At 71.1% G+C, this 14,513-nt stretch carries 15 protein-coding genes; 10 read left to right on the forward strand and 5 right to left on the reverse strand.

The annotated features are described in order from the left end of the window. Window positions 1-117: 117 nt before the first annotated feature. Window positions 118-885 carry a biotin--[acetyl-CoA-carboxylase] ligase gene (locus QM711_RS11565; RefSeq protein WP_415099439.1) on the reverse strand — a complete coding sequence of 256 codons (768 nt, stop codon included), beginning with the start codon at window positions 883-885 and terminating at the stop codon, window positions 118-120. Window positions 886-1,022: 137 nt separating this feature from the next. On the opposite strand from QM711_RS11565, the gene QM711_RS11570 reads away from it, so the two are divergent. The 3 genes from QM711_RS11570 to QM711_RS11580 all read left to right on the forward strand — a co-directional run bounded on the left by QM711_RS11570 (window position 1,023) and on the right by QM711_RS11580 (window position 3,948). After that, window positions 1,023-1,664 (forward strand): Maf family protein, encoded by a 642-nt coding sequence (locus QM711_RS11570; protein ID WP_415099441.1) that lies wholly within the window; start codon window positions 1,023-1,025, stop codon window positions 1,662-1,664. Window positions 1,665-1,836: 172 nt separating this feature from the next. Further along, on the forward strand, window positions 1,837-2,739 hold the full coding sequence (locus QM711_RS11575; RefSeq protein WP_415099443.1) for a decaprenyl-phosphate phosphoribosyltransferase: 903 nt from the start codon (window positions 1,837-1,839) through the stop codon (window positions 2,737-2,739). A 147-nt stretch (window positions 2,740-2,886) separates the two neighbouring features. Next, window positions 2,887-3,948 (forward strand): hypothetical protein, encoded by a 1,062-nt coding sequence (locus tag QM711_RS11580; RefSeq protein ID WP_415099445.1) that lies wholly within the window; start codon window positions 2,887-2,889, stop codon window positions 3,946-3,948. On the opposite strand, the gene QM711_RS11585 is transcribed toward QM711_RS11580, so the two are convergent. Beyond that, window positions 3,936-4,880 (reverse strand): EamA family transporter, encoded by a 945-nt coding sequence (locus QM711_RS11585; RefSeq protein ID WP_415099447.1) that lies wholly within the window; start codon window positions 4,878-4,880, stop codon window positions 3,936-3,938. The two genes, QM711_RS11580 and QM711_RS11585, sit on opposite strands and share 13 nt — an antisense overlap. After that, on the reverse strand, window positions 4,877-5,461 hold the full coding sequence (locus QM711_RS11590; RefSeq protein ID WP_415099449.1) for a TetR/AcrR family transcriptional regulator: 585 nt from the start codon (window positions 5,459-5,461) through the stop codon (window positions 4,877-4,879). The genes QM711_RS11585 and QM711_RS11590 overlap by 4 nt, the downstream gene beginning before the upstream one ends. 406 nt (window positions 5,462-5,867) lie before the next feature. On the opposite strand from QM711_RS11590, the gene QM711_RS11595 reads away from it, so the two are divergent. Next, window positions 5,868-6,377, forward strand: coding sequence for a SigE family RNA polymerase sigma factor (locus QM711_RS11595; RefSeq protein ID WP_415099451.1), 510 nt, complete (start codon window positions 5,868-5,870; stop codon window positions 6,375-6,377). Continuing rightward, entirely contained in the window at window positions 6,374-7,462 is a 1,089-nt protein-coding gene (locus tag QM711_RS11600) for a hypothetical protein (protein ID WP_415099453.1), read from the forward strand. The genes QM711_RS11595 and QM711_RS11600 overlap by 4 nt, the downstream gene beginning before the upstream one ends. A gap of 129 nt (window positions 7,463-7,591) precedes the next feature. On the opposite strand, the gene QM711_RS11605 is transcribed toward QM711_RS11600, so the two are convergent. Together QM711_RS11605 and nac are read right to left on the reverse strand one after the other, a co-directional pair. Beyond that, window positions 7,592-8,590, reverse strand: coding sequence for a magnesium transporter CorA family protein (locus tag QM711_RS11605; protein ID WP_415099455.1), 999 nt, complete (start codon window positions 8,588-8,590; stop codon window positions 7,592-7,594). Between the two features lie 7 nt (window positions 8,591-8,597). Then, on the reverse strand, window positions 8,598-9,497 hold the full coding sequence (gene nac, locus QM711_RS11610) for a nitrogen assimilation transcriptional regulator NAC (protein WP_415099457.1): 900 nt from the start codon (window positions 9,495-9,497) through the stop codon (window positions 8,598-8,600). A gap of 109 nt (window positions 9,498-9,606) precedes the next feature. On the opposite strand from nac, the gene QM711_RS11615 reads away from it, so the two are divergent. The 5 genes from QM711_RS11615 to QM711_RS11635 all read left to right on the forward strand — a co-directional run bounded on the left by QM711_RS11615 (window position 9,607) and on the right by QM711_RS11635 (window position 14,499). Next, entirely contained in the window at window positions 9,607-10,386 is a 780-nt protein-coding gene (locus QM711_RS11615; RefSeq protein WP_415099459.1) for a LamB/YcsF family protein, read from the forward strand. 1 nt (window position 10,387) lies between these two features. After that, window positions 10,388-11,095, forward strand: coding sequence for a 5-oxoprolinase subunit B family protein (locus tag QM711_RS11620; RefSeq protein WP_415099461.1), 708 nt, complete (start codon window positions 10,388-10,390; stop codon window positions 11,093-11,095). After that, window positions 11,092-12,135, forward strand: a complete 1,044-nt coding sequence (locus tag QM711_RS11625; protein WP_415099463.1) for a biotin-dependent carboxyltransferase family protein — start codon at window positions 11,092-11,094, stop codon at window positions 12,133-12,135. The genes QM711_RS11620 and QM711_RS11625 overlap by 4 nt, the downstream gene beginning before the upstream one ends. Before the next feature lie 123 nt (window positions 12,136-12,258). Then, window positions 12,259-13,011, forward strand: a complete 753-nt coding sequence (locus QM711_RS11630) for an SDR family oxidoreductase (RefSeq protein WP_415099465.1) — start codon at window positions 12,259-12,261, stop codon at window positions 13,009-13,011. 123 nt (window positions 13,012-13,134) lie between these two features. Next, window positions 13,135-14,499, forward strand: a complete 1,365-nt coding sequence (locus tag QM711_RS11635; protein WP_415099467.1) for an MFS transporter — start codon at window positions 13,135-13,137, stop codon at window positions 14,497-14,499. Window positions 14,500-14,513: the final 14 nt, after the last annotated feature.

Raw genomic sequence — 14,513 nt, forward strand, 5'->3', positions numbered from 1 at the left:
CCGGTCAGCACCTCCTGGGCCGTTGAGATCGGACGCCCCACCCTAACGCCCGGGGTACCGCCCGCGGCAGCATCCGCGTCCGCCGGAACGCCTCGACGTGGACCGCTGCATCTCCGGTCAGCGCAGGTGCATCACGTCGCCGGCGGCGAAGGTTCGCTCGCCGGTCGGGGTCCGGACGCGGAGCCGGCCGAAGCCGTCCACCCCGATCGCGTTGCCCTGGACCGCGCTGGTCTCCGATTCGAGCACCCGGACGTCGCGGCCCACGGTGGCGCAGCGTTCGCCGTACCAGCGGGTCAGGTCGGCCGACGACGCCCAGCGCCGGTAGCCGGGCTCGAAGGCGGCCAGCACTTCGGCGACCACCTGGGTTGCGGACGCCTCGCAGCCCTCGAGCCGCAGCGAGGTCGCGGTCGGCACCGGCAGTTGAGCGGCGTCCAAGCTGGTGTTGATGCCGATGCCGATCACCGCGGCGTCCCCGACCCGCTCGGACAGGATGCCGCACAGCTTGCGGCCTTCGACCAGCACGTCGTTGGGCCACTTCACCTCGGCGCGGACGCCCAGCGTGCCCAGCGCCTCGGCGACCGCGACGCCGGTGATCAGCGGCAGCCACAGCCAGCGCTCGGCGGCCACGGCGTCCGGACGCAGCAGCAGCGAGATCGCCACCGACGTCCCCGGTGGGGCCTCCCAGCGGCGGGCGAACCGGCCCCGGCCGGCGCTCTGGTGCTCCGCGACCAGCACCGAACCGGACGGCGCACCGGAACGCGCGGCGGCGGCGAGGTCCGCGTTGGTCGAGCCGGTGCTCGGCACCCGGCTGATCGCGGTCCACAGGCGTCCGGGACCGGCGAGTGCGGCGCTCAGCGCGGCCGCGTCCACGATGGATTGGGTCACGCCGCTCAGCGTAGAAGGTGCCCGAGCCCCACAATGGTGCCGAGCGCGGGGACAGACCCTCGGCCCGCCGGACGACCTCCGATGGGCTGCGGAGTCGCCTCCCGCGCACCGCCCAGACCCGACCGAAGGAGTCCGTCGTGAACGGAGCAGAACCCGTCCCGACCAGGGTCGTGCTGGCCTCGGCCAGCCCGGCACGACTGGAGGTGCTCCGGCGGGCCGGGATCGCCGCCGAGGTGGTCGTCTCCGGCGTGGACGAGGAGGCGGTCCGGGTCGCCGACCCGGCCGCGCTGGCACTGACCCTGGCCCGGATGAAGGCGTCCGCGGTCGCCGACCGACTGTCCGCCGACGGCGGCGGCCGCCGGGTGCTGATCGGCTGCGACTCGCTGCTCGAGATCGATGGGCAGGCCCAGGGCAAACCTGCCGACGCCGCCCAGGCGGCGCAGCGGTGGCGTGCCATGCGGGGCCGGACCGGCGTGCTGCACACCGGCCATCGGGTGATCGTGACCGAGGACGGCGACGACCGATCGACCGAGGCGGTGGCGTCCACCGTGGTCCACTTCGCACAGCTGAGCGATACCGAGATCGACGCCTACGTCGCCACCGGTGAGCCGTTGTGGGTGGCCGGCGCCTTCACTGTGGACGGTCTCGGCGGCCCCTTCGTGACGAGGATCGAGGGCGACTACCACAACGTGGTGGGACTGTCCCTGCCGCTGCTGCGCACCCTGCTGGCGGAACTGGGGGTCGACTGGCCGGCGCTGTGGCCGCCGGCGCCGGGCTGAACGTCCGGCACCGCCCAGCGCTGCCAACTCTCCTGTCGATCAACACGAAATGTCCACACTCAACGGAACGCTCCAGGCGCCCGCCGCCGCGAGGCACTCGACGAGTGCAGACATTTCGTGTTGGTTCGATGGGAGTCGGTGGGCCGGTGGTCCTGCGATAGCCTGTCGGGCGATGTCCCAGAACTCTGTCGTCGAAGTCAAGCGGTCTGCTCTCCCAGCCTGGCTGCGGGCGATGCGGCCCAAGCAATGGGTCAAGAACATCCTGGTGTTCGCCGCCCCGGTGGCCGCCGGGGCGCTGTTCGACACCCGGGTGCTGATCAACAGCCTCTGGGCGTTCGTGGCGTTCTCCCTGATCAGCGCGTCGATCTACCTGATCAACGACGTGCGTGACCTGGAAGCCGACCGGCTGCACCCGAAGAAGCGGTTCCGGCCGATCGCCGCCGGCGAACTCGGCACGACTCCCGCGGCCATCCTGGCGACCGTCACCATGGCGGCCAGTCTTGCCATCGGTTTCACGGTCGCGCCGATGCTCGGCATCACGCTGGCGGTCTATTGGGTGCTGCAGGTCGGCTACTCGATCTTCCTCAAGCATCAGCCGATCATCGACCTGGCGATGGTGTCCTCGGGCTTTCTGCTGCGCGCGGTCGCCGGCGGCGTGGCGTCCGGCATCGAGCTGTCCCAGTGGTTCCTGCTGGTGGCCTGCTTCGGGTCGCTGTACATGGTGGCCGGCAAGCGCTACTCGGAGATGAAGGAACTCGGCTCCGAAGCCGGCACCCGCGCCTCACTGGAGCGCTACTCGCTCAGCTACCTCCGATTCGTCTGGGCGATCTCCTGCTCGATCGTGATCATGTCCTACAGCCTGTGGACCTTCGAGCACCGTGCGAACGAGCCCTGGGGGGTGCCCTGGACGACGATCTCGATCGTGCCGTTCACCCTGGCCCTGCTCCGCTACGCAATGGACATCGACGCCGGCAACGCCGGCGAGCCCGAGGACGTGGTGCTCAACGACCGGGTGCTGCAGGGCCTGGCCGTGCTGTGGCTGATCCCCCTGGGCATCGGCATCTTCGTGCACTGAGCCCCGCCCGGGGACTGACGCCGGCGGTCGCCAACATAGTGTGAATCCGGGCACCGAGTTCGGTGCCCGGATTCACACTGTCTTCGGCCTCTGGCGACCAGCGGCCGCCCTCCCCCACACTTGACCCGAAGCGATGAGGGGACCTACATGGACACCACCGGCTGGACGACCTGGACGCTGCCCGACCCGCACCTGGGCATGCCCGTCCTCGGCCTGCGGCACCCTCCGGACTGGACTGCACAGGGCCAGGTCACCTGGGTGCCCGAACAGGCCGAGTCACCCGAGCACCACTGGTTCCAGGTGACCCATCCCGGCCGGGTCGCGATGCTGCAGAGCTGGCCGCGCTTCGACTTCACCTGGCCCGGGGGTGTGCCGTGGCAGCCGAACGGCCAGGGCCGCAGCTATCTGCCACCCGACTCCCCCGACCGGCTGCTCGGCGCCGTGCTGCCCCAACTGCTCGGCCAGGGTGCCCAGCAGCCGTCCCGGTTCGAGGTGCGCCCGCTGCCGGACTGGGCGGCGCGGTTCCGCATCCCGCCCGACCAGCTCTCCCCGGGCGTCGTCTACACCGGGCTGCACGCCCGGGCCGAGGCGTCCGTGAACGGCCAGCACCGCCGGTTGGAGATCCTGGGCTTCCACTACTCGGTGACGAACCAGGCGGTGTTCTCGACCATCACCAACCATGGCCTGTTCCTGGCCGTGCTGAGCGCCGCCGCCGACCGGTTCGACGAGCTGCGCCCCACCCTGTACGCGATCCTGGACGCCACCACGCCGAACCCGGCCTGGACGGCCGCCACCAACCAGGTCGGCCAGCAGAACACCGAGGCATTCCAGGCCCGCGCCGCCAGCGCCCGATGGGCGGCCTTCCAGGCCGAGCAGTCCAGCATCGCCGCGGTCGGCGCCGCCGCGGCGGACCTGCGCGCCACCCAGGCGTCCAACGCGCAGGCGCAATTCGACCAGGCGATGCGGCCACCGCCACTGGCGGGCACTCCCGGCATCTCGGCGCAGGAGGCGTGGCGCAACGTGCTCGGCGGCGTCGAGGCCGTCGACGACCCGAACAGCAGCCAGGGCAACACCAAGTACGTCTCGTCGAGCACCGCGGTCACCTGGCAGAACGAGAAGGGCGAGGTGATCGAGACCGACGACGTGAACCTCGACCCGAACATCAACTCGCACACCACCTGGAAGGTGGTCCGCCGCTACGGGCAGTGAGCGGACGGCTCACCCTCGTTCGACCGGCTGAAAACCGGTGCCGCGAGCGTGCGCGGGTCCAGCGCCAGGACCGCGAGCGCAACGCCCAGGACGGCCAGCCCGATCCAGCCGAGTGGAGTCAATCGCTCCCCCACCACGACCACCGCGAGCACCGCGGCCACCGCCGGCTCGCTCAACGTGATGGTGGTCGCGGTGCTGGGTGACACCCTGGTCAGTCCGAATCCGAACAGCAGATAGCCCAGGAACATCGGCACCAGCGCCAGGTAGGCGGCGACGGAGAACGCTGCGACCGAGGCGACCAACGGGGCGCCGGTGAACAGCAGCACCGGGATCAGCAGTGCGCCGCCCGCGCCGAAGACCGCCCCCATTGAGGCCGTCCGACCAACGCCGTGGCCGATCAACCGGTGCGCGACCCAGGAGTAGACCGCGTAGCAGCCACCCGCCGCGAGCCCGAGCGCAACGCCAAGGCCCGTCGATGCGGTCGTGGACGTCGCCACACCGGGCTTCGACAAGCAGAGCAGTGTGCTGCCGAGGACGCCCAGGCCGGCCGCCACCATCCACCAGCGGCTGAGCACCCGGCGCTCCACCAGCAACTCCAGCAAGCCGGACGCCAGCGGCGCCGAAGCCAGCGACACGACCGTGCCGATGGCGACACCGGCCTGCTGCATTGAGCTGTAGAAGGCCAGCGGGTAGACCGCGACGGCCACAGCCCCGACGATGAGCAACCCGCGGTGCCGGCGTAACGACGCGGCTCGCCGCACCAGCGGCCCGATCGCGATCAGCCCCTGCAACAGCCCGCCGATCCCGAGCGCTGCCGCGCCGATCGCGAGCGGCCCGGCGGCGGGCGCGAAGGTGGCCGCCGTCCCGGTGGTGCCCCAGAGCAGCGAGGTGATGCTGACCGCCCCGATGCCGGCGAGACGCTCGCGGTTCACAGCGCGTCCAGCAGGCCGGCCGCCAGCTCACGTGCGCGTTCGAGGCGTTCCGGGCTGCCCTCCAGCCCGGCGCGCGACATGGCCCCCTCGAGCAGGAAGGCGCAATGCTCGGCCGTTCGGGCAGCGGTCGGCGGGTCGGTGAGCTTCGCCAGCGCGTCCGCCAGAATCGTTTCCACCTGCTCTTTGTGTCGCCGGACGGCCTCCCGGCCGGGTGCGTCGACCGGCAGTTCAGCCGCGGCATTGAGCAGTCCGCAGCCACGGAACCCGTGATCGTAGGCGGCCGAGGCGTGGTCGAGGTAGGCGTCGAAGACAGCCAACACCTCCTCGGCCGCGGTGCGGGCCGCGCGTGTCCGAGCCGCCCAGAGCTCCAGCCACTCCTGGTGACGCGCCTCGATGTATGCCAAAACCAGGTCGTCCTTGGAGGAGAAGTTGTTGTACAGGCTCATCTTGGCGACCCCGGCGTCGCTGATGATCCGGTCGATGCCGGTGGCCGCGACCCCGTCGGCGTAGAAGAGCCGGGCGGCACTGGCGAGCAACTTCTCGCGTGCCGGGCTGGCCCTGCGGCGGCCCGGATCCCTCATCGAACTCCTTAGATAGGTAGACCAGTCTACCTATATGGGCTGGTTCTGTCGCCCAGATCGCAGGACCTGACAACCATTCCGACCCGCCAGACGGTTTCTCAAGGAGGTGCTGATCCTTCGTCGATCGGGCTTGTCGATACCTGGAGGTGTGCGCTCCCGGCGAGGGCTTCGACATGCTCAACCTGCGGTGGTTGCGTTGATCGGCACTCCCCTGGGAAGTGCTGATCGATGCTGTGCCGAGCGAGGACGTGCCCGTCGAGATGAGCGACGGCGCCCAGATCGTGCGGGCGTATCGGGTCATCCGGCGCAAGAGACGGGGGTCGTCGATCGCTCGCCGGGCGCGCCGCAGCCGGAACATGATTGATCAGCACTTCCCCAGGGTGAGCGGAGAACGATGGTGGAGGCGATGGCAATGAACATCGCGTCGCAGGACGAAGAGTCCTGGAGCTTCGACGCGTTCGTCAGCGCCCGATCGGCCGCGCTCTGGCGGAGCGCCTGGCTGCTGACCGGCGACGCGCAGCGGGCCGAGGATCTGGTTCAGACCGCGCTGAGCCGGACCTACCCGCACTTCGACCGGATCGGTCCGGACGGCTTCGAAGGCTATCTGCGCACCACGATGTACCGCACCTACCTGTCCTGGTGGCGCCGGCGCTGGACGGGCGAACTGCCCGTCGAGGTGGACGCCGGTGGAGTCGATGATCCCGATGTCGCGATGCGCCACGACGTCCGGCGGGCGCTTGCCGCACTGCCCCGGCAGCAGCGCGCGGTCGTGGTGCTCACCTACTTCGACGACCTGACCGGCCCGCAAGCGGCGCAGGTGCTGGGGGTCAGCGTCGGCACGGTGAAGAGCACTCTCTCCCGCGCCCTGGCCAAGCTACGAACCTCTCCGCTGCTCACCGACGGGAGCGACCGATGAACGACGACGAGCTGCGAACCCGGCTGCACCGGGCGGTGCCCGACTCGCCCGACCCGTCGGGCTGGGCCGACCGGGCGCGCCGGCGGTCCGCCACCCGATCCCGCACCTGGCTGGCCGGCGGGGTGGCGGTGGTCGCACTGGTCCTGGCCGGCGCCGTTGGGTGGCCTTGGCTGAACCAGGCCGGACAGCGGGCCGTCCCGGCTGCCCCGCCGTCCGGTACCGCCAGCACCACCCCAGGCACAGGGACGCCGGCCGGCCCGACCGCCACGCCCACGACGGCGCCGCCCAGCAACGCGGCCAAGGAGTGCGGGCAACTGAACGCCGCCACCCGTGCCCCAGTTCCGGCCCGCGCCGACCGGCTGCGGCTATGCCCAGCGGACCTGTTCACCAGCGAGTTCCGCTACCCGCTGCTCACCGTGCTGGACGGCGAGCGGGCCGACGCCGTGCTGGCCGTCCTGGCGGACCAGAAGCCACTCGATACACCCGCCTGCAAAGCGGACGGCGGTCTCGCGTTCTGGCTGGTCGCCGAGACCGCCGGCGGCCGCCCTGTCGTGATGAAGCTCCACCTCTTCGGCTGCAGGGAGGTCGGCACCGCCGACGATGTGCGGACCGGGTCGGACGCCGTCCTGGCGGAGTTTCTCCGACAGGTGCCACGCCAGCGGCAGCTGCTCGGACCGGCCGGCCCGGCCTGGACGCCGGCGACCCTGTGCCGCGACCTCACCGCCACGCCCCAGTCCCTGGTCCCGGCCGAGCCCGCGACGATGACGTCGGTCACGCTGTGCCGTTACTCCCTCCAGGGCAAGGCCGACTCGATGACCCCGCTCAGCGTCGCCGACGCCCGGGCCATCATCGCCGATATCTCCGCCCATTCGGCCGAGGCGCAGCGCCTGCCCTGCCCGACCGCACCGCCCGGGACCGAACCGCACGCGTGGCGGCTGGCCCTCAGCAACGGCTACGGCGATGCGATCCTGATCGAGTCTTCCTGCGCCGGGCGGTTCTTCTACACCTCGGGGACCGGCGCCGAACGGCAGTGGGTGCCGTCGTCGTCCGTGGCCCGTCTGCTGGACCGGATCAGCGCTCGCTGACGACTGCGGCCTGGGCTTCGACACGCTCAACTCGGCGGGGGTTTCGACAAGCTCAACCAACGACAGGCCCAACCAGTGGGGGTTCGACAAGCTCAACCAACGACACGCTCAACCAGCGGCGTGTGCGGGTTACAGCCAGTCGTTGCGCCGGAACAACCAGTACAGCCCGATGGTGCCGACGATGATCAGCACGACGCTCTGCCACAACCCCCAGGTCGAGGAGAACCCCCAGTAGGGCAAGTTCTGGCCGAACCAGCCGGTCACCGCGGTCGGGACGGCGATGATCGCACCCCACGAGGCGAGCTTCTTCATGATGGTGTTCAGCCGGGCGTCCTGTAGCGACAGGTTGGTCTCGAACACCGACGTCACCATGTCGCGCAGCGACTCGGTCCATTCGGCGGCCCGCAGCACGTGGTCGTAGAGGTCGGCGAACTCGCCGTCGAGTTCCCGGGCGCTGTCCGAGGCGTCCAGCAGCCGGTGCCGCATCACCGCGGCGACCACCTCGCGCATCGGCAGCACCACCCGGCGCAGCGTGGTCAGCGCCTTGCGCAGCGCGAACACCCGGACCTGGATCTCGCGGGTCCGGACGGTCTCGCTGAACAGCAGATCCTCGAGTTCCTCGAGCCGGTCGTCCATCGCCTGGACGGCCTCGAAGTGGCCGTCGACCAGGAAATCCAGCAAGCCGTGCACGAGTGCGCCGACGCCATGGCCGAGCAGCCCGGCGCCCTCCCAGCGCTCGACCACCTCGCCCAGGTCGACCTCGGCGCCGCGGTCGACCCGCACGGTGATCAACCCGCGCGGCATCACGAACGCCGAGATGCGTCCGATCGCCAGCGCAGGCAGGCCGTCGGCGCCCTCGATCAGTGCCGCGGTGTAGCAGGTGAGAAAGGTGTGCGTGGCGTGCCGGGTGGCCTTGGGCCGCTCCCGCGGCGCCACCGCGTCCTCGATGGCGTGCCGATCCAGGCCCAGTTCGGCGGCCAGCTGGGCGAGCACCTCGCCGCCGGGATCGCACAGATCCAGCCAGGTCAGGGTGGACGAGTCGGCCAGGTGGGCGTCCAGGTCGGCCAGCGGGACGTCGGTCGCCACCAGTTCGCCGTCGCGCCAGACCCGTCCACGCAGCTGGGTCATCGGCCCCTCACTGCGTGCCCAGCAGCGTGGCCGCGACCACGTGCCGCAGCAGGTCCCGGACGCATTCGGCGGCCCGGGACAGCGGCAGGCTGGACGGCGTCCCGAGCGACAGGTGCACCTCGATGCCCGGCGTGATCCGCACCTGGCGCAACTCGGAGGCCCGGGTCAGCCGATCGGCGACCGAACGGGGCAGCACCGTGGCCCCGACCCCCGCCGCGACGGCCTGGCCCATCAGTCCGACCGACTCGAGCTCGGCGAGCACCAGCGGCTGGACGCCGGCCGCGTCGCAGGCCCGGTTCACCGCCTTGCGGATGGTGTGCAGCGGGCTCGGCAGCATCAGCGGCAGCTCGGCCAGACCTTCGACCGGCACCTCGTCGGCGACCGGCACGTCCGGCGAGCAGACCAGCACCAACTCCTCGGTGATCAGCCGCTCGAACGTCAGGCCCTTCACCGGACCCGAGTCGTAGAGGATCGCCAGGTGCAGCCGTCCGGTCATCATCGCCTCTGAGAGCACCATGCCGAAGTTGTCGGTGACCCGCAGCAGCACGTGCGGGTAGCGGGCCCGGACGGCTTCGACCAGCGGCAGCGCGATCAGGTTCGCGGTGCTGTACGGCGCCAGCCCGACGAACACCTGGCCGGCCACTTCGCGGCCGAGCAGTCCCACCTCGGCGACGGCGTCGTCCAGCTGCTTGAGAATGACCTGGGCGTGCCGGTACAGCGCCTCGCCGGCCTCGGTCGGCTCGACGCCCTGCTTACTGCGGATCAGCAGCCGCTGGCCGAGGTCGGCCTCGAGCGCGTTGATCTGCTGGCTGAGCGCGGGCTGGGCGATGTGCAGCACGTCCGCGGCCCGGGTCAGGCTGCCGACGTCGACGATCCGGACGAAGGTCGCCAGCCGCCTGGTCTCCATGGCACCCCCTTCACCCATCGCGACGCGGTATCACATCAGCGAAATTACGTCTTACCACAGTGCGGCGCCCAATCCATACGGTCATCACATCCGACCGAGGAGGAGGGTCATGCAGTCACGGATCGACCTGGTCGCCGACCTGGGCGAGGGGTACGGCGACTGGACGATGGGCGACGACGCGTCGCTGCTCGAGATCGTCTCGTCGGCCAATGTGGCCTGCGGCTTCCACGCCGGCGACCCCAGGATCATGGACGCCACCGCGCGGGCCTGCGCCGAGCGCGGAATCCAGATCGGCGCCCACCCCAGCTTCCCGGACCTGGTCGGGTTCGGACGCCGCGCCATGGACCTGACCGCCGACCAGGTGCGCACCGACGTGCTCTACCAGGTCGGCGCGCTGTCCGCGTTCGCCCTGGCGAACGGCACCAAGGTGAAGCACGTCGCGCCGCACGGACGGCTGGGCAACCTGGTCGCCGTCCGCGCCGACTACGCCAAAGCTGTCTGCGACGCGGTCTGCGCCGTCGATCCCGAGCTGATCGTGGTCGCCCAGGACGGCGAACTCGCCGACGAGGCCCGGCGCCGCGGCCTGAGCGTGGGAATCGTCGGCATCGTCGACCGCGCCTATCAGGCCGACGGCACCCTGGTGCCCCGGTCCCAGCCGGGTGCGGTGATCCACGACCTCGACACCCTGGTGGCGCGGGCGATCCGGATCGCCACCGAGTCCACCCTGGAAGCCGTCGACGGCACCGTGCTCGAGGTGCACGCAGACTCGCTGCTGCTGCATGGCGACAACGCCGGCGCGGTGGCCACCGCCCGCGCGATCCGCGACGGGCTGACCGAAGCCGGCGTCACCATCGCCCCGATGGCCGACGTCCTCGCGGACAAGGGCTGACATGCCGGGCCCCGCGTCGAGTCATCCGGTCCAGGTGCTCGATTGCGGGGATTCCGCCGTCCGGGTGGTGATCGGCGAGGCCGACCGCGAACTGGGCTGGCGGCTCGCCCACGGGATCGCCGCGCTGCTGCGGCAGGTGCCGCCCGCGGGGCTGCTGGGCGTGCTGCCGACCTACGACTCGGTGCTGGTCGAGTTCGACTGCACCGTCGCCGACCATGCTGCGATCCGTGCCGCGGTGACCGACTGCGCCGAGCGCGCCGACGGCGTCCCGACCCGCACCCCGCGCACCTTCACCGTGCCGGTCGCCTACGGCGGCGAGCACGGCCCGGACCTGGACGCGGTCGCGGCCCTGCTCGAGGTGACGCCTGAGCAGGTGATCGCCCGGCACACCGCGGAGCCGCTGCTGATCCGCTGCTTCGGCTCGCCGGCCGGCGCCCCGATGATGGACGGCCCGGCCTTCGGCGCTCCGATCCCCCGGCTGGCCAGCCCGCGTCCGCGGGTGCCGGCCGGTGCGGTGGCTGTCGCCGGACGCCAGGCGGTGGTGTCCGCCTGTCCCGCGCCGGGTGGCTGGCGGGTGCTGGGCAGCACGCCACTGCGCCTGGTCGACCCGTCCCGGGAGCCGCTGGCTCCGTATCTGCCGGGCGACTCGCTGCGCTTCGTCCCGATCGCGGCGTCCGACTTCGAGGCCCACCGGGGGGTGCTGTCGTGACCGGGCGGCTGCGCGTCACCCGTCCGGGCATCAGCGCGGTCACCGACCTGGGCCGTCCGGACGGCGGCGCGGTCGGGCAGATGACCGGCGGCGCGCTCGACCAGTACAGCGCCCGGGTCGCCAATGCGCTGGTGGCGTCCGACCCGCGCGCGCCGCTGATCGAGATCGTCGCCGCCGACTTCGCCGCGGTGACTTCGGTCAACCTGCTGGTCGCGGTCACCGGCGCACCCGCCGACGTCGCCGTCGACGGCGTTCCGTTGACCCAATGGGAGCCGTTCTGGTGGCCGGCCGGCACCGAACTCAGCGTGACCTCGATCCGGCGCGGCGTCCGGGTCTACCTGGCCGTGCACGGCGCGCTGCAGGTGCCGCGGCTGCTCGGCAGCTGCGCCCCGGACAGCGTGCTGGGGTTCTCCGGTCCGCTGCACCGACGGGACGCGATCGAGGTCAGGCCCGGGGCGCTGCGGCTCGATCACTCCCCCATCGGCTGGCCGATCCTGCGCGGAGCCGCCCGGCCGCCCCGGTTCACCGACCATTGGCGGATTCCGGTCACCGACGGCCCCGACCGCGACCAGTTCGGGGCGAGCGCCGACCAGCTGACCCGGGGCACGTATCTGATCGGCGAGAAGAGCAACCACGTCGGGCTGCGGTTCCGGCCCGGTCCGGGAGCCCTGCTGCCGGTCAGGCAGCACCGCGACGAGATCCTTTCCCGCGGGGTGCCGATCGGCGCCGTCGAAGTGCCAGCGGGCGATGAGTTGCTGATCCTGCACCGCGGCCGCGGCGTCACCGCCGGTTACCCGGTGCTGGCCGTGGTCACCACCGCCGGACTGTCGCGCCTCGGCCAGGCCCGGGCCGGGCAGAGCGTCGAGTTCGTCCGGGTGTCGCTGGCCGAGGCGGTCGCCGCCGCCCGCGCCGAGCGGGCCGCCATCGACGAGGTCACCCGGCGGATGGCCCAACTGATCGCCGCCCGCCGCGGGGCGACAAGCGATCCCCTCCCTGCTCCACCTCGCCTCGCGGCCGACCCGGCACAGGTGGCGTCATGAGGTCGCGCGGAGCTCCCGTCCCGGATCCCTCCGGACGCCGTGCACCCGGTGAGCGAGCACGCCCACCACCCCGCCTCGACCGTCCCCGACCACCATTCGATCCCCTATCCAGGAGAACCGCCAATGCCCATCAGTGACTACCGGACCGCGCTCGTCACCGGCGCGAACACCGGCATGGGTGAGGCCATCACCCGCATGCTCAGCGCCGGCGGGGTGCAGGTCTACGGCGTCGCCCGCAACGCCGCCAAGCTTGAGGAGGTCGCGGACGCCACCGGCATGCGTCCGATCGTGGCCGACATCTCCGACCCGGCCGCAATCGAGGCCGCGGTCGCCGGCCTGGAGATCGACATCCTGGTCAACAACGCCGGGGTCTCGGCCACCGGCAACATCCTGGACGCCACCGCCGAATCGGTGGACGCGATGATCGACGTGAACCTGCGCGCGGTGTTGCACCTGTGCCGGCTGCTCGCTCCCGGCATGGTGGCCCGCAACCGGGGCCACATCGTCAACATCTCCTCGATCGCCGGCACCTACAACTTCTTCGGCCACACCGCCTACCACGCCACCAAAGCCGCGATCCACCAGGTCTCCCGGCAGTTGCGCAACGACATGCTCGGCCACAAGGTGCGAGTCACCGAGATCTGCCCCGGACGCGTCGAGACCGAGATCTTCGGGCGCAACCTGGGCGGCAGCCCCGAGGACCTCAAGCGGGCCTGGGAAGAGTTCTACGAGCACTACGAGTCGGTCACCACCGCCGACATCGCCGGTGCCGCCCGGTTCGCCCTCGAGTCCCCCGAGCACGTCAACGTCGGCTTGATCGAGATCATGCCGACCCTTCAGGTCCCCGGCGGCCTGACCTTCGATCCGAGCCGGTAGGCCGCCGGCCGGATCTCCATCAGCCCGGACGCCCGGCGTCCCCACACACCGCCCCAGCAGAGTTGTCCCCGGATACCGGGGTCACATCGAAATGACCCATCGAGAATGCCCATGGAGGCACCAATGACCGTATCCACGCCACACCAGAAGACTCCAGCCAAAGCGACAATCGCCTCCTGGGTAGGCACCACGCTGGAGTATTACGACTTCGCCGTCTACGCCACCGCGTCCGCGCTGGTCTTCAACGTGATCTTCTTCCCACCGGCGCTGCCCGACGGCGTCCGGCTGATGCTCAGCCTGGCCACGCTCGGCGTGGGTTACCTGGTCCGTCCGCTCGGCGCCTTCATCCTGGGCCCGATCGGCGACCGGCTCGGGCGGAAATTCGTGATGCTGCTGACCCTGTTCGGCATCGGCGCCTGCACCTTCCTGATCGGCTGCCTGCCCACCTTCCACGACATCGGCATCTGGGCACCGATCCTGCTGGTGCTGATCCGGATGATCCAGGGACTCTCGGTGTCCGGCGAGCAGGCAGCCGCGATCACCATGACCCTGGAGCACTCGCCGGAGAAGCGCCGGGCCTTCACCACCAGCTTCGTGACCAGCGGCTCCGCGGCCGGCGGCCTGCTCTCGACCGCCATCTTCATCCCGTTCGTGACCCTCCCCCAGGACCAGCTGATGAGCTGGGGCTGGCGGGTCCCGTTCTGGCTGTCGGCCGTCGTCGTCATCGTCGCCTACATCATCCGGCGGACGCTGGAGGAGCCGCCCGCCTTCCTGGAGACCCAGGCCGTCGAGGTGAGCCTCTCCCCGCTGAAGCAGGCCCTGCAGTTCCATTGGGGCTCGATCATCCGGATCGCGCTCTGCGCCATGGTGGCCGGCATCAGCTACATGTTCGCCACCTTCTCCATCGGCTTCGCCACCACCGGCTACAAGCTGGACCGGCCGACCATGCTGTGGGTCCCCGTCCTGGCCAGCCTGCTCGCGTTGGTCTACACCCCGGTCGCCGGGCTGCTCGCCGACAAGATCGGACGCCGGACCGTGTTCGTCATCGGAGCCTTCGGGGCGGCGATCACGACCGTGCCGTACCTGTGGGCCATCACCCAGGGCAACTGGCCGCTGATCTTCATCCTGGGCGTGTTGTGCAACGGCCTGTTCTACTCCACCGCGAACGCCGCCTGGCCGTCCTTCTTCGCCGAGATGTTCCCGAACCGGGTCCGGGTCTCCGGGCTCGCCGTCGGGACCCAGATCGGCTTCGCACTGTCCGGCGCGATCGCGCCCGTCATCGCCACCGCCCTGGCCGGTCCCGCCGTCACCCAGTGGACCGGCCCGGCCATGTTCGCCGTCGCCCTGGGCGTGGTGGCGGGCGCCGCCGCGCTCACCGGCAAGGAGACCAGCAAGCTGACCCTCGACGAGATCAACGAGACCAAGCAGAGCGACCGCGAGAAGGCCGCCGTGGCCGCCGCCACCGTGTCCTCGCCCGCGACCGCCTGACACCGGTCACCCTG

Origin of the sequence: Micropruina sp. (assembly GCF_047602385.1) — a bacterium.
GTDB lineage: Bacteria > Actinomycetota > Actinomycetes > Propionibacteriales > Propionibacteriaceae > Micropruina.